The 26,994-nt window shown below is 63.6% G+C and carries 25 protein-coding genes; 9 read left to right on the forward strand and 16 right to left on the reverse strand.

What is annotated here, in order from left to right:
- Positions 1-41: 41 nt before the first annotated feature.
- The 3 genes from groL to JV18_RS0106860 all read right to left on the reverse strand — a co-directional run bounded on the left by groL (position 42) and on the right by JV18_RS0106860 (position 3,597).
- On the reverse strand, positions 42-1,688 hold the full coding sequence (gene groL / locus JV18_RS0106850; protein ID WP_033073924.1) for a chaperonin GroEL: 1,647 nt from the start codon (positions 1,686-1,688) through the stop codon (positions 42-44).
- A gap of 42 nt (positions 1,689-1,730) precedes the next feature.
- Entirely contained in the window at positions 1,731-2,018 is a 288-nt protein-coding gene (gene groES / locus JV18_RS0106855) for a co-chaperone GroES (protein ID WP_011540765.1), read from the reverse strand.
- Positions 2,019-2,193: 175 nt separating this feature from the next.
- The gene (locus JV18_RS0106860) at positions 2,194-3,597 is read right to left on the reverse strand and encodes an MATE family efflux transporter (protein WP_033075059.1); all 1,404 of its coding nucleotides are present in this window, start codon (positions 3,595-3,597) and stop codon (positions 2,194-2,196) included.
- Between the two features lie 159 nt (positions 3,598-3,756).
- On the opposite strand from JV18_RS0106860, the gene JV18_RS0106865 reads away from it, so the two are divergent.
- The 3 genes from JV18_RS0106865 (at position 3,757) to JV18_RS0106875 (ending at position 7,381) form a co-directional block, all read left to right on the forward strand.
- A complete protein-coding gene (locus JV18_RS0106865) occupies positions 3,757-3,993 on the forward strand; it encodes an acyl carrier protein (RefSeq protein WP_033073925.1) in 237 nt (78 codons plus the stop codon).
- A 108-nt stretch (positions 3,994-4,101) separates the two neighbouring features.
- Positions 4,102-5,304, forward strand: a complete 1,203-nt coding sequence (gene spt / locus JV18_RS0106870; RefSeq protein WP_033073926.1) for a serine palmitoyltransferase — start codon at positions 4,102-4,104, stop codon at positions 5,302-5,304.
- Between the two features lie 109 nt (positions 5,305-5,413).
- Positions 5,414-7,381 (forward strand): ATP-binding protein, encoded by a 1,968-nt coding sequence (locus JV18_RS0106875; protein ID WP_033075060.1) that lies wholly within the window; start codon positions 5,414-5,416, stop codon positions 7,379-7,381.
- Positions 7,382-7,403: 22 nt separating this feature from the next.
- On the opposite strand, the gene JV18_RS0106880 is transcribed toward JV18_RS0106875, so the two are convergent.
- The 3 genes from JV18_RS0106880 to JV18_RS0106890 are packed head-to-tail and all read right to left on the reverse strand — an operon-like array spanning position 7,404 to position 9,755.
- Positions 7,404-8,285 (reverse strand): hypothetical protein, encoded by an 882-nt coding sequence (locus JV18_RS0106880; RefSeq protein ID WP_033073927.1) that lies wholly within the window; start codon positions 8,283-8,285, stop codon positions 7,404-7,406.
- A gap of 18 nt (positions 8,286-8,303) precedes the next feature.
- Positions 8,304-9,275, reverse strand: a complete 972-nt coding sequence (locus JV18_RS0106885; RefSeq protein ID WP_033073928.1) for a diacylglycerol/lipid kinase family protein — start codon at positions 9,273-9,275, stop codon at positions 8,304-8,306.
- A 6-nt stretch (positions 9,276-9,281) separates the two neighbouring features.
- On the reverse strand, positions 9,282-9,755 hold the full coding sequence (locus tag JV18_RS0106890) for a DUF2141 domain-containing protein (RefSeq protein WP_033075061.1): 474 nt from the start codon (positions 9,753-9,755) through the stop codon (positions 9,282-9,284).
- 131 nt (positions 9,756-9,886) lie between these two features.
- Here JV18_RS0106890 and lptF point away from each other — a divergent pair, with 131 nt between their 5' ends.
- Together lptF and lptG are read left to right on the forward strand one after the other, a co-directional pair.
- Positions 9,887-11,095, forward strand: a complete 1,209-nt coding sequence (gene lptF, locus JV18_RS0106895; protein ID WP_081944730.1) for an LPS export ABC transporter permease LptF — start codon at positions 9,887-9,889, stop codon at positions 11,093-11,095.
- Positions 11,095-12,192: an LPS export ABC transporter permease LptG gene (gene lptG, locus JV18_RS0106900; RefSeq protein WP_033073929.1), complete on the forward strand. Its 1,098-nt coding sequence runs from the start codon at positions 11,095-11,097 to the stop codon at positions 12,190-12,192. Before lptF ends, lptG begins: the two co-directional genes overlap by 1 nt.
- A 42-nt stretch (positions 12,193-12,234) precedes the next feature.
- Here lptG and JV18_RS0106905 read toward each other — a convergent pair whose 3' ends face one another.
- Positions 12,235-12,696, reverse strand: coding sequence for a DUF5063 domain-containing protein (locus JV18_RS0106905; protein WP_160174179.1), 462 nt, complete (start codon positions 12,694-12,696; stop codon positions 12,235-12,237).
- 288 nt (positions 12,697-12,984) lie between these two features.
- Positions 12,985-14,091 carry a fatty acid desaturase family protein gene (locus JV18_RS0106910; protein WP_033073931.1) on the reverse strand — a complete coding sequence of 369 codons (1,107 nt, stop codon included), beginning with the start codon at positions 14,089-14,091 and terminating at the stop codon, positions 12,985-12,987.
- Between the two features lie 119 nt (positions 14,092-14,210).
- On the opposite strand from JV18_RS0106910, the gene JV18_RS0106915 reads away from it, so the two are divergent.
- From JV18_RS0106915 to JV18_RS0106925, 3 genes are all read left to right on the forward strand, one after another.
- Positions 14,211-15,380, forward strand: coding sequence for a hypothetical protein (locus tag JV18_RS0106915; RefSeq protein WP_033073932.1), 1,170 nt, complete (start codon positions 14,211-14,213; stop codon positions 15,378-15,380).
- Between the two features lie 79 nt (positions 15,381-15,459).
- The gene (locus JV18_RS0106920; RefSeq protein WP_033073933.1) at positions 15,460-16,905 is read left to right on the forward strand and encodes a DUF1800 domain-containing protein; all 1,446 of its coding nucleotides are present in this window, start codon (positions 15,460-15,462) and stop codon (positions 16,903-16,905) included.
- 3 nt (positions 16,906-16,908) lie between these two features.
- Complete coding sequence (locus JV18_RS0106925) at positions 16,909-18,030, forward strand: DUF1501 domain-containing protein (RefSeq protein WP_052071799.1); 1,122 nt, start codon at positions 16,909-16,911, stop codon at positions 18,028-18,030.
- Positions 18,031-18,062: 32 nt separating this feature from the next.
- Here JV18_RS0106925 and xth read toward each other — a convergent pair whose 3' ends face one another.
- From xth to JV18_RS0106960, 7 genes are all read right to left on the reverse strand, one after another.
- The gene (gene xth, locus JV18_RS0106930; RefSeq protein ID WP_033073934.1) at positions 18,063-18,833 is read right to left on the reverse strand and encodes an exodeoxyribonuclease III; all 771 of its coding nucleotides are present in this window, start codon (positions 18,831-18,833) and stop codon (positions 18,063-18,065) included.
- A 148-nt stretch (positions 18,834-18,981) separates the two neighbouring features.
- A complete protein-coding gene (erpA, locus tag JV18_RS0106935; protein ID WP_033075064.1) occupies positions 18,982-19,323 on the reverse strand; it encodes an iron-sulfur cluster insertion protein ErpA in 342 nt (113 codons plus the stop codon).
- Positions 19,324-19,408: 85 nt separating this feature from the next.
- A complete protein-coding gene (locus JV18_RS0106940; RefSeq protein ID WP_052072133.1) occupies positions 19,409-20,062 on the reverse strand; it encodes a M23 family metallopeptidase in 654 nt (217 codons plus the stop codon).
- A 165-nt stretch (positions 20,063-20,227) separates the two neighbouring features.
- Positions 20,228-21,025, reverse strand: a complete 798-nt coding sequence (locus JV18_RS0106945; RefSeq protein WP_033073936.1) for a ferritin-like domain-containing protein — start codon at positions 21,023-21,025, stop codon at positions 20,228-20,230.
- Positions 21,026-21,140: 115 nt separating this feature from the next.
- On the reverse strand, positions 21,141-21,608 hold the full coding sequence (locus tag JV18_RS0106950) for a peroxiredoxin (RefSeq protein ID WP_033073937.1): 468 nt from the start codon (positions 21,606-21,608) through the stop codon (positions 21,141-21,143).
- Positions 21,605-24,346, reverse strand: coding sequence for a bifunctional [glutamine synthetase] adenylyltransferase/[glutamine synthetase]-adenylyl-L-tyrosine phosphorylase (locus JV18_RS0106955; RefSeq protein WP_052071800.1), 2,742 nt, complete (start codon positions 24,344-24,346; stop codon positions 21,605-21,607). Before JV18_RS0106955 ends, JV18_RS0106950 begins: the two co-directional genes overlap by 4 nt.
- 193 nt (positions 24,347-24,539) lie before the next feature.
- Positions 24,540-25,334, reverse strand: coding sequence for a response regulator (locus tag JV18_RS0106960; RefSeq protein WP_033073938.1), 795 nt, complete (start codon positions 25,332-25,334; stop codon positions 24,540-24,542).
- A gap of 298 nt (positions 25,335-25,632) precedes the next feature.
- On the opposite strand from JV18_RS0106960, the gene JV18_RS15615 reads away from it, so the two are divergent.
- Entirely contained in the window at positions 25,633-25,722 is a 90-nt protein-coding gene (locus JV18_RS15615) for a NepR family anti-sigma factor (RefSeq protein WP_235302935.1), read from the forward strand.
- A 144-nt stretch (positions 25,723-25,866) separates the two neighbouring features.
- On the opposite strand, the gene tgt is transcribed toward JV18_RS15615, so the two are convergent.
- Positions 25,867-26,991: a tRNA guanosine(34) transglycosylase Tgt gene (gene tgt / locus JV18_RS0106965; protein WP_033073939.1), complete on the reverse strand. Its 1,125-nt coding sequence runs from the start codon at positions 26,989-26,991 to the stop codon at positions 25,867-25,869.
- Positions 26,992-26,994 lie beyond the last annotated feature (3 nt).

Consider the following 26,994-nt stretch of genomic DNA (forward strand, 5'->3'; position numbering starts at 1 on the left):
CCCTCTTTTCATTCGACTGAGCGCCGAACGGTCGTGGACTATCAGAAGTCCATGCCGCCCATGCCGCCCATGCCGCCGCCGCCCATTGCGGGCATGGCGGCCTTGTCGTCGGGCAGTTCGCAAACCGCCGCTTCGGTGGTGATCAGCAGACCGGCAACCGAGGCCGCATCCTGCAACGCGGTGCGGACAACCTTGGTCGGGTCGATCACGCCAGCCTTGACCAGATCTTCATAGACGTCGGTTGCGGCGTTGAAGCCATAGTTGACATCCGACTGGTCGAACAGCTTGCCCGCGACGACGGCGCCGTCGAAGCCGGCGTTTTCGGCGATCTGGCGAACCGGAGCCTGCAGTGCGCGACGGATGATGTCGACACCGCGGGTCTGGTCTTCATTCTCGCCCTGCAGCCCTTCGAGCGCCTTGGTGGCATAAAGAAGCGCGGTGCCGCCACCGGGGACGATACCTTCTTCGACCGCAGCACGGGTCGCGTGCAGCGCGTCGTCGACGCGGTCCTTGCGTTCCTTCACTTCGACTTCCGAAGCGCCGCCGACCTTGATCACGGCCACACCGCCCGCGAGCTTGGCAAGACGTTCCTGCAGCTTTTCGCGGTCATAGTCGCTGGTCGTGGTTTCGATCTGCGCACGGATCTGTTCAACGCGGCCCTTGATCGCTTCGGCTTCACCCGCACCGTCGACGATGGTGGTGTTGTCCTTGTCGATGGTGATGCGCTTCGCCTGACCGAGCATGTTCAGCGTAACCGATTCAAGCTTGATGCCCAGATCTTCGCTGATCATTTCGCCGTTGGTCAGGATCGCGATGTCCTGCAGCATCGCCTTGCGGCGATCGCCAAAGCCGGGGGCCTTGACCGCAGCAACCTTCAGGCCGCCGCGCAGACGGTTGACGACGAGCGTTGCGAGCGCTTCGCCTTCGATGTCCTCGGCGATGATCAGGAGCGGACGGCCCGACTGTACCACAGCCTCGAGGATCGGAAGCATCGACTGGAGGTTCGACAGCTTCTTTTCGAAGATGAGAATATAGGGGTCCGAAAGCTCGACGAGCATCTTTTCGGGGTTGGTGATGAAGTAAGGCGACAGGTAACCGCGGTCGAACTGCATGCCTTCGACGACATCGAGTTCGAAATCGAGGCCCTTGGCTTCCTCGACGGTGATCACGCCTTCCTTGCCGACCTTTTCCATGGCTTCGGCGATCTTTTCGCCGACTTCCTTGTCGCCATTGGCCGAGATGACACCGACCTGCGCGATTTCCGAATTGCCCGAAACGACCTTCGACTGGCCCTTGATCGTTTCAACGACCTTGTTGACCGCAAGGTCAATGCCGCGCTTCAGGTCCATCGGGTTCATGCCAGCGGCAACCGACTTCATGCCTTCGCGAACGATCGCCTGAGCGAGCACGGTGGCGGTGGTGGTGCCGTCGCCGGCCTTGTCATTCGCCTTGCTGGCGACTTCGCGCAGCATTTGCGCGCCCATATTTTCGAACTTGTCCTTCAGTTCGATTTCCTTGGCGACCGACACACCGTCCTTGGTGATGCGGGGCGCGCCGAAGCTTTTGTCGATGACGACGTTGCGGCCCTTGGGGCCGAGCGTGACCTTCACCGCGTCGGCGAGCGTGTCGACACCCTTGAGGATGCGTTCGCGCGCGTCGCGCGAAAATTTAACGTCCTTGGCAGCCATGTGGATGCTCCTTCAAATTTGGAATGGTTGGAAAGATCAAACTCAGGCGATAACGCCGAGGATGTCCGATTCCTTCATGATCAGCAGCTCTTCGCCGTCGACCTTGACTTCGGTGCCCGACCATTTGCCGAACAGGATGCGGTCGCCCGCCTTGACGTCGAGCGGGGTAACCTTGCCGTCATCGGCGCGGGCGCCGGTGCCGACCGAGACCACTTCGCCTTCCTGGGGCTTTTCCTTGGCGGTGTCGGGGATGATGATGCCGCCAGCCGTTTTTTCTTCGGCTTCGATACGGCGGACGAGCACGCGATCGTGCAGCGGACGAAATTGCATGGATGTCCCTCCAATAATGCAATGGATGTCACTTTAGCACTCACTGCTTAAGAGTGCTAACAGCGGGGATATGGGCGGGGCATGGGACAGCGTCAAGGCGCGCGAGAAAATTTTTTGCGCGACTTTCGCTGTCCGCAAAATGGGAGCGAAAAGCGTCGCTTCAACCCCCGGCCGATCAGGCGCCGTCGGGTAAAAGCCCCAGCGGCTCGCGCCGCATCCAGCGGATGATCATCAGCACCGCAACAATGCTGAGCCCGGTTGCCAGCCCGGTCCATATACCGACGCCGCCCCAGCCAAGTTCAAAGGCAAGCCAGGCGCCAACCCCGATACCGATCACCCAATAGCCGAAAAGGGCGAAAAGCATCGGGATGAAAGTGTCATGAAGCCCCCGCAACATGCCCTGCGCCACCACCTGCGCCCCGTCCCCGACCTGAAACAGCGCGGCGATGATCAGGAAGCTGACCGCCAACCGCGCCACTTCGGCATTGGCGGGGTCGCTGCGGTCGATGAACAATCCGGCCAGCGTTTCAGGTATGGAAAGCATGATCAGCGCCATCACCGCCATAAAACCCGTGCCCAGGATGAAGCTGGTCCAGCCCGCGCGGTGGATATGGCCCGCATCGCGGCGGCCATAGCCGATGCCGACGCGCACCGTCGCCGCCTGCCCCACCCCCATCGGCACCATGAAGGTCAGCGCCGCGAGCTGCAGCGCCACCGCATGCGCGGCAACGGCGGCGGTGGAAATCCATCCCATGAGCATGACGGCGGCCGAAAAGACGCCCGCTTCAAAGGCAAGGCTGACCGCGATGGGGGTTCCGATCCGCGTCATTTCGACAAAGCGCGGCCAGTCGCTGCGCCACCAGCGGCCCAGCAGATGATAGCGGCGAAACTGGCGGTCGCGATACAGGACGAGGATCATCAATATCAGCATCAGCGCATTGGTGAGCACGCTGCCCACCCCGGCGCCGACGATACCCAGCGCAGGCATGCCGAACTTGCCGAAGATGAGCGAATAGTTGAAAATTATATTGCCCAGCACGCCGACGACGCCAACGATCAGCGACCACATGGGCCGCTCCAGCGCGGCCAGGAAATTTCGAAAGGCAAGCGTCGCCAGGAATAGCGGGATCGACCACATATAGGCGCGAACATATGCCTGGGCCATTTCGGCAAGGCGCGGATTTTGCCCCAACAAAAGCAATATCGCTTCGGTGTGCCACAAAATGGCAAGCGTGGGCACTGACAGGCACGCGACCAGCCAGAGCGCCTGACGACAGGTGCGGCGAATATCGCGCACCGAATTGGCGCGCCGCCCGATCTCGCTCGCCATCAGGGGCGAGGCGCCCATCACCAGCCCCATGCCGAAAATGGCGAACAACATCGCCAGATTGAAACCGATCGACACGGCGGCGAGCTCGGTCGCGCCCAGTCGCCCCACCATCAGCACATCGGTCGCCCCGATGAACGACATGGTCAAATTGGTCAGCACCAGCGGCCAGGCAAGCGCCAGCGTCGCGCGAAATTCGGCGGCAAAGCCTTTGGCGGGAACGGCGGCCGGGGAGGCAAGGGAGGGCTGCATGGGCAGCCCGGATAGCCGGGGCGCGCCGCCACAGCAATGATGCACTTCCCCCGCCCCCATCATCGGCAAAATACTGCCCGATTACCGCCGCAATCGCTTGCCAAGGCCAGAAGCTCGCGGCATGCCCGCAGCCAGATTCATTCAGGACAGGACAATCCCATGACCACCGCGCTCAAGGAACAGATTTACGCGCTCATCGCGCCTTTCAATAAAAAGGGCGTCGAACTGACCGACGAAACCACCTTTGCCGGGGACCTGGAGTGGGACAGCCTGACGGTAATGGACTTTGTCGCCGAGGTCGAAGACAGTTTCGATATCATCATCAGCATGAACCAACAGGCCGAAATTGAAAATGTCGGCCAGCTTGTGGCCGCAGTGGAAAAGCTGCAGGGCTAAATCTTTCTCCCCGTTCGTGTCGAGCGAAGTCGAGACACCCGTCGGGACAGCGCAAGTTCGAGGGGTGTCTCGACTTCGCTCGATGCGAACGGTCCTTGGATATGTGATATGACCGACCTATTCACCAAATTCGACCCCCTGATCGCGCAGCGCGAGGCGCTGCTTGCGACCGGCGTCACCGATCCGTTCAGCCTGGTGATGGAAAAAGTGCTCTCGCCCACCGTCGCGATCTGCAACGGACGCGAGACGATCCTGCTCGGCACCTATAATTATATGGGCATGACCTTCGACGCGGATGTCGTCGCCGCGGGCAAGGAAGCGCTCGACAAATTCGGCAGCGGGACGACCGGCAGCCGTGTGCTCAACGGCACCTACCAGGGGCACAAGGAGTGCGAAGAGGCGCTCAAGGAATTTTACGCCATGGATCATGCCATGGTGTTTTCAACCGGATATCAGGCGAACCTCGGCATCATCAGCACCATCGCTGGCAAGGGCGACTATGTCATCCTCGACATCGACAGCCATGCGTCCATCTATGACGGGTGCAAGATGGGCGACGCCGAAATCGTCGCCTTCCGCCACAATGATGTCGAAGCGCTCGAAAAGCGGCTGAAGCGCCTGCCCGCCGATGCGGGCAAGCTCGTCGTGCTCGAAGGCGTCTATTCGATGCTGGGCGATGTCGCGCCGCTCAAGGAAATGGTTCGCATCTCCAAGGAAAATGGCGCGATGGTGCTCGTCGACGAAGCGCATTCGATGGGCTTCATCGGCGAGAATGGCCGCGGCGTCGTCGAGGCGCAGGGCGTCATCGACGATGTCGATTTCATCATCGGCACCTTCAGCAAGAGCGTCGGCACCGTCGGCGGTTTCTGCGTGTCGAACCATCCCAAGTTCGAGATATTGCGGCTCGTCTGCCGCCCCTATGTGTTCACCGCATCGCTCCCCCCCAGCGTCGTCGCCACGGCAGCGACCAGCATCCGCAAGCTGATGCACGGGTCGAACAAGCGCGCGCATCTGTGGGAAAATTCAAAGACGCTGCACAAGGGGCTCAAGGATCTGGGCTTCACGCTCGGCACCGACGAGCCGCAGTCGGCGATCATCGCCGTCATCATGCCCGACCTCGAAAAGGGCGCGATGATGTGGGAAGCGCTGCTGGCCGAAGGGCTTTATGTCAATCTCGCCCGCCCGCCCGCGACCCCCGCGGGCATGACCCTGCTGCGCTGCTCGCTGTGCGCTGAACATTCGTCCGATCAGGTCGGCGAAATATTGGCGCGCTTTGAACGCGCCGGAAAGCGCGTCGGCATCATCGCCTGACCCTGCGCGCCGATCAGCCCCCTGCTTTTCGCGACAAAGCGACATGGCGCGCCCCTCTCGCCCTGTTTCGCGGCTTTTCGTCGCGGGGAGCCTCCGGTAAGGAATGACGGTGTTCGAGCGTGATCTGAACCCGGAAAGCGAAAGTCGGCAAGAGCGATGGCGCTTTTGGCTGACGATCGGGCTCGCCACCATATTGGCGGGCGTCATCGCCGCCCTGCTGCTGCTGCTCGCGCGCGCCAACGGAAATTATGAACGCTCGCTCGGCTGGCAGACGCAAAGCCTCGAAGTCATCGCCCAGGCGCGCTCGCTGGATGCAACGCTGGGCCGCGCCGAAGCCGCGCTCGGACGCTTCGCTGTAGGGCTGCAAAAGGAAGATGGGCGCATTTACGAACAGCAATGGGGCCGCGCCCGGCAGTTTTTGACCCAGCTTGACCGTCATGTCCGCGACAATGAAGCGCAAAGCGCGCTGGTGGCCGAACTGACCGATGAAATCGACCGGCGCGGCGCCCTGCTCGGCGATGCCGCGCTCAGCGCCAATTATAATCAGACGGTCGCGGCCATTTCCAAATTTCACGCGGCGGGACGCGATAATGGGCTGCTGCGGATCGACCGTTTGATCAACGAGATTATCGCCAACGAACGCGCCCTGCTGCGCGATCGCAATCGCGTCGCCATATCCGACCGCGAGAGTCTGAACCGCGCGATGTGGCTCTTTTCGCTGCTGGGCGCCGCTGCTGCGCTGATTGCCATTGGCGCCACTTTCTCGCTGATCCGCGCGCAAGGGGAACGCCGCCTCGCGCTGCGCGAACAAATGGCAGAGAGCAACCGCGCGACGCTGCTGCAAGCCGCGGTCGAGGAACGCACTGCTGAACTCGCCCGTGCCAATGACGCGCTGCGCAGTGAGATGAACGAACGCGAATCGGCCGAAGCGCGCTTGCGTCAGGCTCAAAAGATGGAGGCCGTGGGCCAGCTCACCGGCGGCATCGCGCATGATTTCAACAATATGCTCGCGGTCGTCGTCGGGGGCCTCGAACTGGCGCAGCGCTGGCTTCCGGGCGAGCCTGAAAAGGCACAGCGCCACATCGGCAACGCGCTCGACGGCGCCAATCGTGCCGCCGACCTCACACGCCGCCTCTTGACCTTTTCCCGCGCCGAGCCCGCGCGGCCCGAAACGGGCGCGATCGACGATATGATCGCCGGCTTTGCCGACCTGATCGAACGCACCATCGGCGACCGGATTGAACTGGCGCTCGACCTCCAAGCATCCGGTGCACTCTGTCGCCTGGATCGTCAGCAGTTTGAAAATGCCCTGCTCAACCTTGCGGTCAATGCGCGCGACGCGATGCAGGGGCATGGCGCTCTGACCATCCGCACCCGCCGACAGGACGGCGAAGCGTCCGGCGTGGCGGTGGAAGTCGCCGATAATGGCTGCGGCATGTCGCCCGCGATATTGGAGCGCGTTTTCGATCCCTTTTACACCACAAAGCCGGTGGGTCAGGGAACCGGGCTGGGCATGAGCCAGGTTTTCGCCTTTTGCCGCCAATCGGGCGGCGAGGTGCAGGTGGAATCGACCGAAGGCGAGGGCACGGTGGTCGCGATGCTCCTTCCCCTGGCGGATGCAGCCGATCATGTCGCGGAGCGAAAGGTGGCAAGCGATGCCCCCATGCCCCTATCCGGCGGCGGCCTTTCCATTCTGGTGGTCGAGGATGATCCCCGAGTGCTGGCGGCCACGGTCGAGGCAGTCAATGAACTGGGTCACCACGCGGTTGCCTGCGCCGACCCGCTCGAAGCCGAAGCCTTGGTCGAAAGCGAAAGGGAACAGGCCGGTTTCGACCTGATCCTGACCGACGTGCTGATGCCGGGACTGACCGGCCCCGAACTCGTCGCCCAGCTCAAGCAGCGCTGGCCCGACCTGTCGGTCCTGTTCGTCACCGGCTATGCGGGCGACGCCGGGGAGGTCGCAGCTTTCGGCGACCATGATGTGCTTCGCAAACCCTTCACCCTCGCCATGCTCGATCAAGCCATCGCGCGGGCCGCCAGCGCGGGCAAATCGGCGGGTGCCCGCCTTTCGGCCTGAGGCCCTTGATCCAACGGATATTCTAGCGGATCGCCCCCCCGCGCAGCAGGCGCGGCACCAGCACCAGCGCGGCGAGAAGGGGCCAGCGCCGCTGCCAAGGCTTGATCTCGATCGCGGTGCCGGCGTGACGGTTGATCTTCCACGCCAGATAATCAATGCCCCCGGCATAGGTCAGGCTGGCCTTGGCGAGCCGGGCGATGCTGAGCAACTTGCCCTCGATACGCCGCCGCGCCCAACCGCCGCTGCGCGCGCCCTTCTCCATCGCGGCTGCCGCAGGAGCCGCAAAATGCGCGTAACGTGCGGGATCGGCATCGACCACCGATTGGGCGCGGTTTGTGCGCTCGGCCCGCAATTCGACTGAATAGGTGAGCGCGAAGGCGCGGCGCCACCAGTCGAGCGCCGCCTCGCCCGCCCGGCGCCCCGCAGCGGCGAGCAGGGTCGGCGCGGCGCGGGCAACGGCGGCAACTGCACGATCGGCTGCCGTATCATCGACCGCCCATACGAGCCGCGAAGGCTGGGAAAAGCGCGCCCACACCGAAACATTGCGCGTTTCCGGGCCATTCAGCCGGTAGAAATCGGCTTCGCTCAGCACCGCATATTTGGCGATCAGCCCGTCATATTGAAAGGGAAAGACATTGGGGGGGATCAACCGGTTGGCGAGCGCCAGCCACCTCTTGTCATAGGCATCATCATAGTCCGAGACGATGAGATAAAAATCGAGCATCAACCCATCAAGCGCACTCTCGCGCAAACAGCTTCCATAGAAAAGCACGGCGCGCGCGCTGCCCGGATGTTGGGCCGCGAGCGCCAAGGCCATGGCGCGCACACGTGGGTCGACGGGCGTCGCCAATTCGGTTCGCACCAATGCGATCAATTCGCCGGATTCGGATTCGCCGGAAGCCATGGCCACCCCCGCTTAAACTTATGCGGCAAGGCGCAGAAAGGGCACCGGCGCGGTCGACGTCAGGATGATCGGCTTGCCACTGGTCGATTCGAAAATTTCGCCGTCCAGAATGACGTTTGACCGTTCGCTCTCGATCCGAATTTCATCGCCCTGCTGGAAATGCACGCCTTCCAACGGCTTTTGCCCCAGCGTACCGCGCCAGGTTGCGCCCAGCATGCGGAACAGCGCCCCCACACTGCTGTCGGTGGCGAGCAGCTTCATATGCCCGTTGCTGCCATGGCTCTCGCTGGTGCGAATAGACAGCAACAGCTTTTCCAGCGTGGTCACGATCAACAGCGAAAATTTGCCCTTCAGCTCGCCCTGGCGAACGAGCGAGACCGTCATCGGCTGCGGCTTGGGCGGCAGGCGCCCCCCGCCCACGCCGAAAAGAATGGCGAAAAATCCCAGAATCGCGGCCAGAAAATGCGACAATCCATTGGGCAGACCCAGCGGATAGATGCGGTGCCGGCAATAAAGCATGACATCGGCGAGATAGGCGCCGCCCAGGAACATGCCGAGCACGGGCCGCGCGCCTTCGCGGTCGAGCGCGATCAGCTGCCGCTCGATGACATGATCTTCCAGACGGCCTTCGCCCACCAGTTCGACCACGCGGGCCAGCGCCTTGATCGGATCGCCCTCCGCGCCCAGATCAAGCGCGATAAGATTGGTTTTCCCATTGGGCAGCACCGCCACCGGCGGCGGCGTGCCGCCGAAATGGCCACCCGAATAAAGCTCGGTCAGCGCCGCCTGCACCGTACCGTCGCCGCCATTGATGGCGACGACGCGCGGGCTGACCATGGCGATGGTGCGGATCGCTTCGCCGATCTGATCGACATCCTCCACTTCATAGTGGAAAATATCGGGATGCGCCGCGCAATATTCGCGCACCCGCGGCAACAGGGCGCGGTTGCCCGTTGATCGTGGGTTGGAAAGAAGCGCGACGCTGGCCATGGATCCTTACATATATTTCATGGTGATGGAGATGCTTGCGGGGGTGTTGCCAACGGCAAAGGCGGTTTTCTTGTAGCTCGGTTTGCCCAGGTTGAAGATGTTGATGCTGGGGTTGTTCGACATGCCCCCGCCATCCTTGCTGAGATCGGTCTTGCCATTGCCATTGGTGTCGTGACGCACGGCAATTCCATAGCTTCCCGCTGCGGGCAGCGGCACGCAAACCGTCATCGACCCGGCCCGTGCCGGCACCTCGATGCGGGAAAGCCAGCGGCCTTTGGCCAGCCATTCCGATTCGGTCGCGCGATAGCTTTGCACACGCAACTTGCCCGATCCCGACTTGATGCCGTCGATCTTGACCAGCACCGAAGAGCCGCGCTGACATTGAGACAAGTCGTTGGACAGCACCCGTCCGCTGGCATTAACTGCCACGGGAAGGCTCAGAAGTGCGACGCCAATGATAGCAGGCACAATTTTCGACATGACCTCAATACCTCCAGAGGTTATAGCCACGCCAACCGCGCGAAAGCGCATGCTGACATGGGTCCCTGTCGCCCTGGAACGGCATATCGGAACCATTTGCGGCCAAATCATGGTGATGGGGCGACAAAAGATTGAATAAGATACCCGCCATCGACCGTTATATCGCGCGGCTCATCTTCTTTCCGATGATCGGCACGCTGATCCTGTCGGCGATGCTGCTCGTCCTTGAAAAAATGCTGCGACTCTTCGATTTTGTCGCCACCGAAGGCGGGCCGGTCAGCGTCGTGTGGCGCATGCTCGCCAATCTGATTCCCGAATATCTCTCGCTCGGCATTCCTATCGGGCTGATGCTGGGCATTTTGCTCGCCTTCCGGCGCCTTGCGACATCGAGCGAGCTGGATGTGCTGAAGGGCGTCGGCATGAGCTTTGGGCGGCTGATGCGCATGCCCTATGCCTATGCCATTGCGCTGGCCGCGCTCAATCTCGCCATCGTCGGCTTCATTCAGCCCTATGCGCGCTATGCCTATGAAGGCTTGCAGTTCGAGCTGCGATCAGGCGCGCTGGGCGCATCTATCAAGGTCGGCGAATTTACAAAGCTCGGCGACCGCATGACCATGCGGATCGAGGAAAGCCATGATGAGGGGCGCAGCCTGCGCGGCATTTTCGTGCGCGGGGAAAATAAGGATGGCCAGGCGGTGTCCGCGACCGCGGCGGGCGGGCAGTTTCTGGCAACCGACGATCCCGACACGATCATCCTGCGACTGACCCGCGGCGTGCTGATCCACGAATCGCCTAAATTCCCGGTCCCCCGCGTCCTGACCTTTGACAATCACGACCTCCCCATCCCGCTTCCGCAGATCGAATCCTTTCGTTTAAGGGGCGGTGCCGACCGCGAATTGACGATTCCGGAGCTGTTTGTCGTGGGCAAGGATGAAAATGAACCGCTTCAGACCCGGCTCGAATCGCGCGCCAATTTCCATTTCCGCATTGTCGAAGTCGCGACGATGCTGCTCATTCCGCTCATCGCGATTGCGCTTGCCATTCCGCCCAAGCGTTCCACCTCCTCGCTTGGCGTCTTCCTCTCGATCGTGATGCTGGTGACCCAGCACAAGATCAATCAATATGCCGAAGATATGGGCGCGCGCGGTGCGGTCGATCCGCTCCTTGCCCTGTGGGTGCCCTTCCTCCTCTTCGCCGCGCTCGCCATCTGGATGTATTATACCGTCGCCCATGTGCCGGGCGGCCAGCCCATCGGCGCGCTCGAACGGGTCGCGGCCAAGGCGGCCCAGAAAATTCGCGCCGCGCTTTCCTTCTTTCAGCGCAAGCAGCCGGTTTCCTGATGCAACAATTTCATTTCTTCCCCTCGCGCACCATGGCGCTTTACGTCGGGCGGATGTTCTTCATCCGCACCTTTGCGATATTGTTCGCGCTGGTGCTGATCCTCCAGACGCTCGACCTTCTGGGCGAAAGCGGCAAGATATTGGCGGTTGCGGGCAATAGCGACAGCGATGTCTGGCGTTATGTCGGGCTGCGCCTGCCCCAGATCATCGAAACCTTCCTGCCTTTTTCGGTGCTTCTCGGCACGATCCTGACCCTGATCACCCTCAACCAGAACAGCGAGGTGATCGCGATGAAGGCGTCGGGCATGTCGGCGCATCAAGTGCTCGCGCCGCTATTCCTCGCCGCGCTGCTGGTTGCGGGCGTCAGCTTTGCCTTTAACGAGCGCATCGTTACCCGCGCCACCGCCTCGCTCAGCGCCTGGCAAAAGGTCGACTACGCCCAGGTTCCGACCGACAATGGCATTCGCAGCAATATATGGGTGCGCGCAGGCCAGGACCTGATCCACGCCGGCCGGGTCGAAACCGGTGGCCCCGAACTCCGGCTGGCCGACGTCAAAATCTATGAGCGCACGGGCGGCGTCCTGTCGGGCATATTGTCCGCCGATACCGCCCGCCCCGTCGCAGGCGGATGGGAAATGACCGACGCCAAGCGCTTCATCCGCCGTTCGGGCACGGTCGAGGAATTGGGCACGATCATCGCCGCCAAGGGCGTGCGCCCCGACCAGTTCACGCTGGCACAGGTCAAGGGCGATGAACTGCCCTTCCCCCAGCTCAAATCGGCCATTGCCGATCTGGAGGCGGCCGGACGCCCCGTTGATTCGCTGAAAGGCGTGCTGTGGCACAAGATTTCGGGGCCGCTCTCGGCGATATTGATGCCGCTGCTCGGCGCGGTCGCCGCCTTTGGCCTGGCCCGCTCGGGCAAGCTGTTCGTGCGCGCCATCCTCGGCATGGGGCTGGGCTTTGCCTATTTCGTGGCCGACAATTTCGCCCTCGCCATGGGCGACCTCGGCGCCTATTCGCCCTTCCTCGCGGCGTGGGGCCCCTTCATCCTCTTTGCACTGATCGGCGAAATGATCCTGATCCGCACCGAGGAATAAGCGTTTCGGACGGTGACGACCCGATTGCGGACATTCTCATTGTTAGTGCATGACCGAATATAAGTAATATCTCAGCCGATGAAGATGCATTCCCCAGTGGGACTGATAGCCGAAACGAAACTCCCAAATGGCGTCGTTGATTGCGCCGCGCCTGATCAGGCAAAGAACGTCAGATAGGTCGCTTGCTATGTCGGCAAGGTCGTCGATGGCATCGCCCAGGGTGAGTTGCTGATCCAAACCCTCCATCGGTTCAGCATGGGCGTAAAGGCCGAGCTCAGGGAATGAGGCCGCAGCACGCGCCGCCCACGGTTCGTAGGGAACCGACGGAATTTCATCTTCGGTATCTGGGTCAACATCCGGGGAGCGGTGATATTCGATCACGAGTCGATCTAAAGCCTCGCACAGGCGCGCAAGCCTAACGCCCTCCTCGTCAGGCTTGTCCTTGAGCAAAGCAAGATAGTCTTGGATGGCAGCTTCTATCGAAGCTGGAGAATGGCTGGACATAGGCATCTATTCCGACATTGGCGAAGTAAGTGCAATGTCAGCGTCGTACCCAAAACCCGACGCCATCTGCCGAGAAAAACGCTGTCCTACATCATCCAGCCCTGCCAGCCTTTGTTCCGGCTCTTTCAACAGATGGACATAATAACGCCTACCCGCTTGGCCGGGACGGAGCAGCAACGCACGCGGCCTATCCGCCGGGCACGACCACAAGGGCGCGCACAGGGCTGAACTTTCCTGAACTTTGGAGAGATAGCGGAAGCGTAAAGGGCCTTTTTCTGCCGATTTCCGCTACGCCGCCGCGCCCTTGGCCGAACCCGCGAGCAATTTCGCGACCAGCCCCGGCAGACCTTTGTAATTCGCCTTATGATATTGCGAATCGGCGGGCAGCGTCGCCTTTAACCGGCGGTGCGCCTCGGGCAGTGCATGATAGGGTACACCGGGCAGCAGATGGTGCAGCGCGTGATAGCGCAGCCCCACCGGCGCCCATAATTCGGGCAGCAACCCCGGCGGCGGCACATTGACGCTGTCGAGAAACTGGCCGGTCACGGTCAGCACTTCGCCATCATTTTCCCACAGATGCGCGACCAAAGTGCGAATCTGGTTGAGCACCACCGTCGCCGAGGCGATGGCGCCAAAGATAATCAGCGCGCGCAGCGGCACCCAGCCAAACACCCCGGCGGCGATCAGCAGCGTCGACCAGGCCCAGGCCCCGCCTTCCTGCCACGCCCATTGGCGGCGAAATTCGCCTTCGGGCGGCTTGCGGCGGAACATCGGGTTGATGATCAGCCCCGAATAACGCTCGACCACCAGCTTGCGGAGCGGCGGAATGACGAAGGACAGCGGGGTCAGCACCGCATAGCGGAACAGAAGCGCAAGCGGCGCAAAGGCCGCCGCGACCACGAACAAGGGCACCGTCCACGGCTTCATCAGCGCCAGCGGCAGATATTCAGGGTCCTCGACCGTCCCATATTTGGTCCGATTATGGTGCAGGCTGTGGATGCCTTCATACATGAAGGAAGGGATAAGCAGCGGAATGCCGAGGATCAGATTCCACGCGAGGCGAAAGCCCGGCAGCGCCTGCTTGCGAATATGGGTCAGCTCATGAATGAAGCTGCCCGCACGGTAAAGCGCCAGCACCGCCACCAGCGCCGCGACGAGCATCCATCCGGTCGAGGGCGCCAAAATCGCGGCCGCCACCCCGGCATAGCCAATGGCGGCCGAGGCAAGAAAATCGGTCCAGTAAATGCTCGCGCTCGGCGTCACCAGCTCGCGCGTCAATTCCGCGACGGCGCGCAGCATCGCCTTGTCGTCGGCAATCGCCACTTTCGGCGCCTTCGCCAGCGGGGCCGCAGCGGGCGGCACGGCGCGGTCGGCAGGGGGAGTGATGGTCGTCATAGCGGCGTGCTTTCACCATGATTTCGTGGCAGCAACATGGCCAAAGCGGGTCGCCAGAGCCATATCCATGCCCTAATGGGTGGTCCGTAAATATAGGTGATAATATTCAGGAAACCAGCATGACCGCGCATCAGGACGCTCCTCTCCGCATTCATCCCGTCGCGACCAAGGACGATTTGCGCGAATTTGTCGAGCTTGCCTATCGCCTCAACCGCGGCGACCCCGCCTGGGTTCCGCCCCTGAAAAGCGAGGTTTATGCCCTGCTGACGCCAGGGAAAAATCCCTGGTTCGACCATGGCACGGCGCAGCTTTTCCTCGCCCGGCGCGGGACACGCACGGTCGGGCGCATTTCGGCGCATATCGACCGGCTGGCGCTCGAACAGCCGGCCGAACAGGGCATGGGCCCCGGCACCGGCAATTGGGGCCTGCTCGAAGCCGAAGAGGAAGAAACGGCGCAGGCGCTGCTTGCTGCCGCCGAAAACTGGCTGCGCGAACAGGGGATGACCCGCGCGCTGGGGCCGTTATCCATTTCGATCTGGGACGAACCCGGCCTCCTCGTCGAAGGCTTTGAAACCCCGCCGACGATCATGCTCGGCCATAACAGCCCGCTCTATGCGCCGTGGATCGAGGCGGCGGGCTACGGCCAAGCGAAGGATCTGTTCAACTATGTCGTCGATATCGCCGACGGCTTTCCCCCCATCGTCAACCGCATCGTCGCGGCAGGGGAGAAAAATGCCCGCATCCGCATCCGCCGCGTCGACAAGAGCCGCTTCGAGGACGAAGCGCGGCTGATCATGACGATCCTCAACGATGCCTGGTCGGACAATTGGGGCTTTGTCCCGCTCACCGATGGCGAAATCGCCCATGTCGGCAAAAAGCTCAAAACATTGGTGTTCGAGGATCTGATCCGCGTCGCCGAGCTCGATGGCGAGCCGGTCGCCTTCATGATCGTGCTCCCCAATATCAATGAATTGCTCATCGACATGCACGGCTCGCTCCTCCCTTTCCACTGGGCGAAATTGCTCTGGTGGCTTCGCAAGCCCAAGAGCCGCCGGCTGCGTGTCCCGCTGATGGGCGTCGTCAAAAAGCTCCAGCACAGCCGCATGGCGAGCACCCTCGCCTTCATGATGATCGAATATATCCGCCGCGACGGGGTCACCAAATATCGCGCCAAGCAAGGCGATATCGGCTGGGTGCTGGAGGATAATCAGGGCATGCGCGCGGTCGCCGACGCCATCGAGGCCAAGGTGAACCGCATCTACCGGCTTTACGACAAGCCGCTTGGCTGATGCGATAAGCTGCTGCGCTCCTGCGACAGCTTTGCGACAAAGGCGGGGCATAAGAGACCTTCGATAAAGAAGGACGGCCATGGTTTCGCAATATCTCGCCGCGCATCGCTTTGGCCTGGGGCCGCGCGCGGACGCGCCCGCCCCTGCCAATCCCGCGACGTGGCTGGCGCATCAGATCGACGCCTTCGACCCCAAGCCCCCGGCGCTCTCCGTCCAGCCCGGTCGCCCAGCCATAGCCGCTGCCTATACCGCCTATCGCGAAGAGAGGCAGGCGGTGCGCCGCACGCGCCGCGATGACGCCCCCGCCGCCGCGCCCATGGAAGACGCGGCTTCGGCGGACGCCGCGCCCGAGCGCGCCGCACGCATCGCCATTCGCGGTTTTTACCGCGACGCGGTCGAAGCCCGGCTTGCCCAAGCCGTCGCCACCCCCACTCCCTTTGCCGAGCGGCTGGTGCATTTCTGGTCCAACCATTTCGCCATTTCCGCCGACAAGCAGCTCGTCGTCGGCTTTGCCGGCAATTATGAGTTTGAGGCAATCCGCCCGCATATCATGGGCAAATTCGCCGATCTGCTGATCGCGGCGGTGCGCCATCCCGCGATGCTCCTCTATCTCGATCAGGCGCAAAGCATCGGTCCTGACAGCCCGATGGCGGCGCGCATCAAGGCGCGGCGGCCCGATCGCGCCAATCTTGGTCTCAATGAAAATCTCGCGCGCGAGATCATGGAGCTGCACACGCTCGGCGTGCGGTCAGGCTATAGTCAGGCCGATGTCACCGCCTTTGCCAAGGCGCTGACCGGCTGGACGGTCGCGGGAGTGGGGCGCGGCGCGAGCGCGCGCCTGAAACCCGCGGATGCGCCCGATGGCGACGCCATTTTCATTCCCCGTCTGCACCAGCCGGGCCGCCAGAGCATTTTGGGCAAAGCCTATGATCAGCCCGGCGCCGCACAGGCCGAGGCGGTGCTCCGCGACCTCGCCGTTCATCCCGCCACGGCAGGCCATATTGCGACCAAGCTCGCGCGCCATTTCGCGGGCGACACGCCCCCCACCCCGCTGGTCGAGCGGCTCAAGGCCAATTTCCTCGAAAGCGGCGGCGACCTGCCCGCGCTCTATCGCACGCTCATCGCCTCGCCCGAAGTGTGGGCGGCGCAGCCTGCGATGTTCAAATCGCCCTGGGACTGGATGGCGGCGATGCTGCGTGCGCTTCCCGCCTCGGCGCGCGAAAGCCAGCGTAATATCGCAGGCATGTTCGTGCAGCTTGGCCAGCCGATCTGGCGGCCCGGCTCCCCGGCAGGCTATGACGACCGGGTCGCGACTTGGGCGGGATCGGCTGCGCTGATGCAGCGCGTCGAACTGGCGAGCCGCATTGCAGGCCGCATCGGCGACCGCGTCGATGCGCGGCAACTTGCCCCCCTTGTCCTCGCCGATGGCCTCGCCCCCGTCACCGCGCAGGCCATCGCCCGCGCCGACAGCCCCGGACAGGGGCTCGCGCTGCTTTTCGCCAGCCCGGCCTTTTTGCGGAGATAAATAATGCTCCTCCCCCGCCGCCACCTGTTGATCACCAGCTTGGGCCTGATCGGCGCCGTCTCGCTGCCGCGCCTCGCCTGGGCCGCCGCTGCCACCTCAAAGCGCCTGTTGTTCGTCATCCAGCGCGGCGCCGCCGACGGACTCGCCATCCTTGCGCCCACCAGTGACCCCGCGCTCGCCGCCGCGCGCGGCGCGCTCGCCGATGAAAGCGCGGGCGGGGCAAAGCTTGATGCGATGTTCACCCTCCACCCCGCGCTCGGCGAAACCGCAAAGCTGTTCGCGGCGCGCGAGGCCGCCCTCGCCCATGCCGTCGCGACTTCCTATCGGGACCGTTCGCATTTCGACGGGCAGAATATGCTCGAAGGCGGCGGCGCGCGTCCCTATGGCCGCGCCGATGGCTGGCTGGGCCGCCTGCTGCCCCTCCTCCCGCAAGGCGAGCGCGAGGCGCTGGCCATCGCCCCGGCGGTGCCCCTCGCGCTGCGCGGCGCGCTTCCGGTCGCCACCTATGCCCCCAGCCGCCTGCCGCAGGCCGACGCCGATCTGATCGAACGCCTGTCGGCGCTTTATGCTGAGGATGCGTTGCTCGCTCCCCTGTGGGACAGCGCGGTCAAGACGCAGGAACTCGCCAGCGACATCGGCGGCAATAATGGCCGCAACGGCGCCGATCTGGGCGCGCTCGCCGCCTCGCTGATGGCGCCTGCCGACGGGGCGCGGGTGATGATGGTCGAAACCGGCGGGTGGGACACCCACAGCGGCCAGCGCGGACGGCTCGCGGCGCAGCTTCGCGGGCTCGACCAACTGCTCTTTGCCGTCCGGACGGGTCTGGGGCCCGCGTGGAAAGACACGCTGGTCATCGTCGCCACCGAATTTGGCCGCACGGTCGAGGTCAATGGCACTGGCGGCACCGATCATGGCACCGGATCAGCGGCGATGCTGCTCGGCGGCGCGCTGGAACAGGGCGGAAAGGTGGTGGCGGACTGGCCGGGCCTCGCCCCCGCCGCGCGCCTCGATGGCCGCGACCTGCGGCCCACCGCTGCGCTCGAAGACGTGATCACCGCCGCCGTCGCGCATCATTATGCGCTCGATCCGGCGCGGGTAAAGAAGACGCTCTACCCAGACGGCTGATATCCACCAGCCCTTGCGCGCCCGGCCTTAAGTCACCCGAAACGCGCCCAGGTCGGCGCATGGTCGCTCGCCTTTTCGCGTCCGCGATATTCGCGGTCGACCTGCGCATCGATCAGCCGGTCCGCCATGGCGGGGCTCAAGAGCAGATGATCGATGCGAAAGCCATGGTCCCGCGGCCAGCCGCCCGCTTGATAATCCCAGAATGTCCACACTCCGCCCCCCGGATGGCGGCTCCGCAGCGCGTCGGTCCAGCCATCGCCGAGCAGGCGGAAATATGCATCGCGCGATTCGGGCTGCATCAGCGCGTCATTCGCCATGGCGCGCGGGTCCCACACATCGTCATCGTGCGGGATGACATTATAATCGCCCGCCAGCACAACCGGCAATTCGCTCGCCAGCAGCGCCTGCGCCCGTTCGCGCAGCCGCTTCATCCAGCGCAGCTTATAGTCGAATTTCGGTCCCGGCTGCGGATTGCCATTGGGCAGATAGATGGACGCGACGCGCACGCCATGGACATCGGCCTCCAGATAGCGCGACTGCTCATCCTCTTCCTCGCCCGCCAGCCCGCGCTGCACTTCAACGGGTTCGGCCCCGCGCGCAAGGATGGCAACGCCGTTGAAACCCTTTTGCCCATGATAAAGCGCGCCATAGCCCGCCGCCTCTATCTCCTTGGTCGGGATGGTTTCGTCGCTCGACTTTAGTTCCTGCAAACAGGCGATATCGGGCTGCGTTTCCTCCAGCCATTCGACAAGCCGCGGCAGCCGCGCCTTGACGCCATTGATGTTGAATGTCGCGATTTTCATGCCGCAGCTATGGCAGGAAGCGGCAGCCGATCCCAGCCCCTTCCTCGCATCTCTCCGTCATTGCGAGGAGTCCGGACTTGCTCCGGGCGACCGAAGCAATCTCCAGCGCGAGCAAATCCAATAACGTGGTTGGCGCGTGCCCGCGGCCTCAGATCGAAAAACTCGACCCACAGCCACAGCCCGCTGCAGCATTGGGATTTTCGACCTTGAACGACGATCCGCCCAGCGAATCGACGAAATCAACGACGCAGCCGCGCACCAAGTCAATGCTCACCGAATCGACGACCAGCTTCACGCCGTCGGTTTCGGTGACGATATCATCCTCCTCGACGCTCTCGGCGAAGCCAAAGCGATAGGTAAAGCCCGAACAGCCGCCGCCATCGACCGCCAGTCGCAAGGCCGGTTCAGCGCCGCCCTTACGCTCGGCAATCCAGCGAACGCGCGCGGCAGCGGCGGGAGAAAGGCTGATTTCGGAAATTTGCGTGGCCATAGCGCCAAGATAGGCATTGGCGTCCAAAAGAAAAGGGCGCCGCGAACAGCTCCGCAGCGCCCGTTTCTTTTTCAAGGCGAAAAAATCAGTCCTCGGGGCCGCCCATCGCGAGCTTGTCACCGGTGATGGCGGCAATCGCCATCTGGTCGGCCTGCACGAAAGGCATCGGATTGACCGGCGCGCCTTCGATGCGGACTTCATAATGAAGATGGTTGCCGGTCGAACGGCCCGTCGAACCGACATAGCCGATCACATCGCCCTTCTTCACCCGCTGACCCGATTCCACAATATAGGAGGACATATGGCCATAGCGCGTCTGGATCATGTTGCCATGTTCGATCTCGACATATTTGCCATAGCCGCCCAGCCACTGCGCGCGGCCGACGATGCCGTCGGCGGTCGCATAAATGGGCGTTCCGCGCGCCGCAGGGATGTCGATACCATTGTGGCGCGCAACGCGGCCCGTCACCGGGTGAACGCGCATGCCATAGGAAGAGGAGAGCGACATTTGCTCGATCGGACGGCGCGAGGGAACGGCCACGCCCAGCGAAGCCGTCAGCCCGGTGTCGAGGCGCTTCCACGCCTGAAACGCCGCATGGGCGCGATCGTCATGACCGGGCGTCGCCACGCCCGCAGTGAAGCTTTCGTCATCGGGCTCGTCGGGAACGACGATTCCGGCAGCGGCACCTGCTTCGGCGGCCTGAGCGGTGGGAGTGGAAACCCCCATCAACGCGGCCATGCAAAAAAACAGACCCGAATGAAACTTCTGCGACAGAAGAGTGTTCAGCACTTGTAAGACCCCGCATTAATCCGGTTCCGGTTGGTAATTGGTCCCCAGCCGGTCCGGTTATATGTCGTGGATGGGATTATTCCCTGCCCGCGATCCTTTGTGGGTCTCGTTCCCTTATGAAGCAATAACAGCGTAGTATTCTTGCGTTAAACCGGCGTCGCGGCGCGCTGAGTCGTTGAACGGAGGCTTCAGCTCCCCGCGAAACCGTGTCTTTACGAGACATTGCCACGTCTCGGCGGCGGGGAATCCCCGTTCGTCGCACAGCCAGCCGAACCAGCGCGTCCCCGCGCCAACATGGCGGATTTCGTCCTTGTAAATACGCTCTAAAATCCGCGCCGACGCCTCATCGCCGCCCCCGCGAAAGCGGGTGACGGTGGCCGGTGTCACGTCCAATCCGCGCGCTTCGAGCACCATTGGCACGATGGCAAGCCGCGCGAGCGCATCGTCCGCGGTTGCCTCGGCGGCTTCCCACAATCCGGCATGGGCGGGCAGGGCGCCATAATGGCTTCCCAGGGCGCGCAGCCGCCGGTCGAGCAGCGCAAAATGCATCGCTTCATCGGCGGCAACGCCGATCCAGTCGTCGACAAAGCCGCGCGGGAACAAATGTCCGAAACGCCCCACCAGATCGACCGCAAGGTCGATGGCAACAAATTCGATATGGGCGAGGGCATGCAGCATCGCGATCCGCCCCCGGTCGGACCCGCCCTTGCGGCGGCGCGGCATTTGCGCGGGCGCCAGCAGTTCGGGGCGGTCGGGCCACGCCGGGCGGTCGGGCATGGGCACATCGCAGCGATGCGCCAGTTCGTTCCGACGCCATGCGCGGGCCAAAGCGCGGGCCGCGCGCCGTTTGCCCTGCGGATCAGCGGTCTGCAACACCGCACGCGCCGCCTCGCCCAGCGTCGTTACCGGCATTGCGCGCCGCCTCCCCAGCCGTTCTCGTCGAGCGAAGTCGAGACGCCGGGCTGAGAGAATGACCGCCGCGACGCCACGCAATCCCAACGGAAAAGCAGATGAAGGCGCATCGCCATCACAGCGCCTTCGCCGCCTCCAACACCGCATCGGCATGGCCTTTCACGCGCACCTTGCGCCATTCCTTGGCCAGCTTGCCCTCGCGGTCGAACAAGAAGGTCGACCGTTCGATCCCCATATAGGTGCGCCCGTAATTCTTCTTCTCGACCCAGGTGCCAAAGGCTTCGCACACCGCGCCATCCTCGTCCGACACCAGCCGCACGGTCAGCCCATATTTGTCGCGAAACTTGCAAAGCTTTGCCGGCTTGTCGCGCGACACCGCCAGCACATGCGCGCCCAGATGGGCAAATTCGGGTGCAAGGCGGGTGAAATCCTGCGCCTCGGTCGTGCATCCCGGCGTATCGGCCTTGGGATAGAAATATATGACCAGCGGCGCGCCCGCCATGGCCGCCAGGTCGATCACCGCTTCATCGGCGTCGATCAGCTTCACCGGCGGAATGGCATCGCCAATTTGGGGTGCGCTCATGTCTCCATCTCCTGCTCTTGGCTGTCATGCGGGCGAATCGAGGCCCACCAGTCGGCCACCTCCTGCCGCGCCGCATCATGGGCGGCAAGCAGTTGCGGCCAGCCCGGCTCGCCGCACGCGCTCGCCATCATGTCGCGCGCCGCCGGCGTCGCCGGTTCGCCATCGGGAGCCGTCAGGCGCAGCATGACCAGCATGCGCGCGAGCAATTCATAGGCCTCGGGGATCCCTGCCGGCGCCAGATCCACGCCGCGCATACAGGCCAGCGCCGCGTCAATCTGCGGATCGTGGCATTGCCCGGTCGAAAGCTGGGTCACCTGCATCGCAAATTCCAGATCGACGAGCCCGCCGGGCCCGCCCTTGATATCCAGCGGCCCCTTGGGCGGCTTGTGGGTCAGCATCTTGTCGCGCATGGACGCCGCATCGCGCCGCACCTCGCCCGCATCGCGCGGGCGCGCCAGCAGCTCGCGGATCAACCGCTCAAGCTGGCCCCGCGCGGCGTCGGACCCATAAACGGGCCGCGCGCGGAGCAACGCCATATGCTCCCATGTCCACGCTTCCTCGCGCTGATAGCGTTCGAAACTGTCGAGCGTGACGACCAGTGGCCCCTGCGCCCCCTGCGGACGCAGGCGTGTATCGACATCATACAGCTTTCCCGCCGCGGTCGGCACCGACATCGCCGCCGTCACTCGCTGGGCAAGGCGATTATAATAGCTGGTCGCCCCCAAGGGCCGCGGACCGTCGGATTCGGCCAGATGGTCGCCGGTAAACAGATAAATGAGATCCAGGTCCGACGCATGCGTAAGCGAGCGTCCGCCAAGCCGCCCCAGCGCCAATATCACCAATTCGCTGTCCGGCACCCGGCCATGCGCCTCGACAAATTCGGCGACCGTCGCATCGGCCAGCACGCGCAGCGCCGCCTCGGCCAGCTCCGAATAGCCGCGCGCAATGTCGAGCGGGTCGCTCGCACTTGACACAAGCTGCGCCCCATAGGCGAAGCGCCTTTCGCCCACCCGGTCGCGCACCCGGTCGAGCAACCGTTCGTAATCGAGCCCCGCCAGCCCCGGTGCCCATTCGACCAGCAACTCCTCGCAGGTCGCGGGCGCTTCAAAGGCGCGGCGGTCGATCAACCCCTCGATCAGTTCGACCCGCGCCGCCAGCGCATCGGCCAGCGCGGGCGCGAGCGACAATATGCGCGTCGCAATCCGCGCCAACGCGGGCTGCGCGGCGAGCAGGTGGAAAAAATTGATCGCGCTCGGCAGCCCGGCGACCAGCTTGTCAAAGCGCAGCAGGGTCTGGGCCGGGTCGGGGGCCGCGCCCAGCGCCGTCACCAGTTCGGGCAAAACCGCTTCCAGCGCCTCCTGCGCGGCGGGGCTTCGCAGCGCGCGTTCCTTGCCCGCACGCCAGTCGCCAATGATACGCAGCGCCGCATCGGGCGGGTCGAAACCGGCGGCGACCAGGCGCGCGGCCAGCTCCGCCTCGTCGCGGGGCAGCCCTTCGCGCTCCGCCCGTTCGGCGACCAGCCGGTCGTAAATGGCCCCGACGTCCTTCACCACGGGTTCCAGCCGCGCCAGCAGCGCCGCGCCATCCGCCTCGCCATCAAGCCGCGCCACGCCGTCCAGCGCCTCGGCCTGCGTCGGCAGGCAGTGCGTCTGCTGATCCTCGATCATCTGCAGCCGGTGCTCGATCCGCCGCATAAAGGCATAATGACCGGTCAGCCGCGCCGCGACATCGGCGTCGATCCGCCCCGCCGCCGCCAGCGCCGCCAGCGCATCCATGGTCGCGGGCACGCGCAGCGCAGGCTCGCGTCCGCCATAGATAAGCTGATGCACCTGCGCGAAAAATTCGATCTCGCGAATCCCGCCGCGCCCGCGCTTCAGATCATAGCCGGGGGCAAAGGCCTGCCCCTGTGCATAATGGTCGCGGATGCGGTCGCTCATCGCGCCGATTTCCTTGAGTTGCCGGAAATCGAGGCTGCGCCGCCAGATGAAGGGCTGGATCGCGTCCAGAAAGGCCTCGCCCAGCGCCTTGTCCCCTGCCGAAGCACGGCTGCGAATAAAGGCCGCCTGTTCCCATGCCAGCGCCTGCGATTCATAATAGGATATGGCAGCATTCACCGGCAGGACGATCGGCGTCACTTCAGGATGCGGACGCAGGCGCAGGTCGACGCGCAGCACATGGCCCTCGCCCGTCCGCGTCGACAATATTTCGACCATCCGCCGCGCGATCCGCACCGCCGCCTCATCGGGATCGTCGCGCTCCCGGCGCGGCAAGGTTTCGGGGTCAAAGATCAGGATCGGGTCGATGTCCGAGGAATAATTCAGCTCATGGCTGCCCAGCTTGCCGAGCGCGATCACCGCCAGCCCGCGCGGCGCGGCATCGGGCACCCGCTCGGCAAAGGCGGCGGCAAGCGCAAGGTCGCACGCCTGATCGGCAAAATCGGAGAGCAGGCGCGTCGTCGTCGCCACATCATGCTCGCCCGACAAATCGCCGAGCGCGAGCAGCAGCGCCGCGCGCCCGCGCCACTGGCGCAGCGCGACCATGATATGGTCATCGACCGACGGCGGCGTCAGCCCCGCGAGCGCGGCATCGACACCATCGGTCAGAAAGGCCTCAACATCCGCCGGGTAAAGTTCGGCCAGCCGCGCGAGGAAAGGCGCATGGGCCTTGAGCCGGTCGAGCGCCGATTGGCGGGCAGAATTTCGGGCCGGGGCCGTGGCGGGAGGGAGGGTGGCAGTCATGGCTCCCCGGCTATCGCCCGAGCGCCCATCCCCCGCAACCCCCAGAAAGACAGGTCACGCTCCCCGCGCTCGCGCCCTCACCCCGCCTCCGCAGGCATGTGCCCCGGCGAAAGCCGGGGCCAGGGAGGCCGCGCACCACCGCAAGACCCCCCAGCATTCGCCGGGGGGACTCACTTATCCAGCCCCAAACCGTTCAGGCGGGAACCGTGCTTTCATCAAAGAAGAGTACCTGCGAAATTGCCGCACGCAAGGTCGCGGGCTGATAAGGCTTGGTCAGCAAAAAGGCCGGCTCGGGCCGGTCGCCCGTCAGCAAGCGTTCGGGGAAAGCGGTGATAAAGATCACCGGCACACTCATGCTGCCCAAAATTTCCTGCACCGCCTCGATCCCCGAACTATTGTCGGCAAGCTGAATATCGGCGAGCACCAGGCCAGGCTGATGCTTTTGGGCTTCGGCCACCGCCTCGGCATGGGTGGTCGCGACGGCCACCACATCATGACCCAGTTCGCGCACGATCATTTCGATGTCCATCGCAATGATCGGCTCATCCTCGATGATCAGGATGCGGGCGTGGGTCTGACGGTCGATTTCGGCGGTTGCTTCCCGGATCAGCGCCTCGACCGCTTCGGTCTCGCGCTCCACGATCCGGGCGACCTCGTCGATGCTGAACCCTTCCACCGCCGTCAGCAGCAAGGCCTGCCGTGCCAGCGACGGAATACGTTGCAACCGGGCATCGGCAATCGCCGCATCGGGGACAGCCGCTTCGTCGCTCGCCTCGACATCGGCAGCAAAAGTGCCGAAATTCTGATGGATCATGCGATAAAGCTGCAGCCGAAGGTCGCCATTGGTATCAATATGCGAAGGGTCGGCGACCAGCTGTTCCAATATTTGCGCGACCAACGCATCGCCATGTTTCTGACTGCCCGAAATCGACCGTCCATAACGCCGCAAATAAGGAAGGTGCGGCGCAATGGCCTGACCCAATGACATATAATTCCTCCTGCACAGGCACGGACCTGTCGTGGGTCCGCCGCCTTCAAATCTTCTTGGACGACGGCAGTCAGCCCCCGGCGCCCCCACTTATTTCATTCGTCGGGAACGATCTAATCGCAAAATGGTTTCATGGGAAAGGAACAAAGCGCCATTGCGCTTTGGTTTACACGCGTTTAGCACGAGGACCCATGATTCAGCGGATCCAGCCATAATGTCGCCTGAACAGGGTCGACCCAAAGACGCCAGCCAAACCGCCGCCAACCGCGGCCGAAAGCCGTCCGCAAAAGAGCGGGACGTGAATGTCGTCTTGCGCCGCGCCTATGAAAGCGCGGTCGATGAGGAAATTCCGCAGTCGATGCTCGACCTGCTCGACAAGCTGGACTGACCCCCTGGGACCGACCCCGGCAAGTCCCGCGCGCTCCGGTCATTCCCGGAAACTTGCATTTTTACCATAACTAGCTGATATCACCATGTTACGCTGCGTGGCACCTTTGCACACTTCCACGCCCCGGCACCCGCCGACCGCGCGCTATTTGCGGTATCGCTCCGCAAAACCCGCCTGAAAGCCCGCAAAACGCCCCGCCGCAATCGCCTCGCGCATCGTCTGCATCAACGCCTGATAGAAATGCAGATTATGCTGCGTCATCAGCATCGCCCCCAGCATTTCGCCCGAACGGACCAAATGGTGCAGATAGGCGCGCGACCAGCCCGTACACACCGGACAATCGCAATCCGCGTCCAGCGGCCCCTGATCTTCGGCAAATTTGGCGTTGCGGATATTGATGGGCCCGTTCCAAGTAAAGGCCTGCCCGTTGCGGCCCGAGCGCGTCGGCAGCACGCAATCGAACATATCGACCCCGCGCGCCACCGCCCCGACCAGATCGTCGGGCTTTCCGACCCCCATCAGATAGCGCGGCTTGTCCGCGGGAAGCTGCTCGGGCGCATAGTCGAGCACGCCGAACATCGCCTCCTGCCCCTCGCCCACTGCCAGCCCGCCAATGGCATAGCCGTCAAAGCCGATCTCTATCAGCGCCTCGGCTGACCGTGCCCGCAGCTTTTCATCAAGCGACCCCTGCTGAATACCGAACAGCGCGGCGCGCGCGGCATGGTCCTCGCCCGCATCAAAACCCGCACGGCTCCGCGCCGCCCAGCGCATCGAACGCTCCATGCTCGCCTCGGCGCGCTTGGCATCGACGCCGTTCGGCGGGCATTCGTCGAACGCCATCACAATATCGCTGCCCAGCAACCGCTGGATTTCCATCGAGCGTTCGGGGGTCAACAAATGCCGCGAGCCATCCAGATGGCTTTTGAACGCCACCCCATCCTCGCTCTGCTTGGTCAGCGCCGAGAGGCTCATCACCTGATAGCCGCCGCTGTCGGTCAATATGGGGCGGTCCCAGCCCATGAAATCATGCAGCCCGCCCAGCCGCGCCATGCGCTCGGCGCCGGGACGCAGCATCAGATGATAGGTATTGCCCAAAATGATATCGGCGCCCGTCGCGCGCACCTCGGCCGGGCGCATCGCCTTGACCGTCGCCGCGGTCCCCACGGGCATAAAAGCGGGGGTGCGGATTTCGCCGCGCTGCATCCGGATCGTGCCCGTGCGCGCGGCGCCGTCGGTCGCGGCGATGGAAAAGGCGAATCTGTCGGTCATGGC

It is taken from the genome of Sphingopyxis sp. MWB1 (assembly GCF_000763945.1).
Lineage (GTDB): Bacteria > Pseudomonadota > Alphaproteobacteria > Sphingomonadales > Sphingomonadaceae > Sphingopyxis.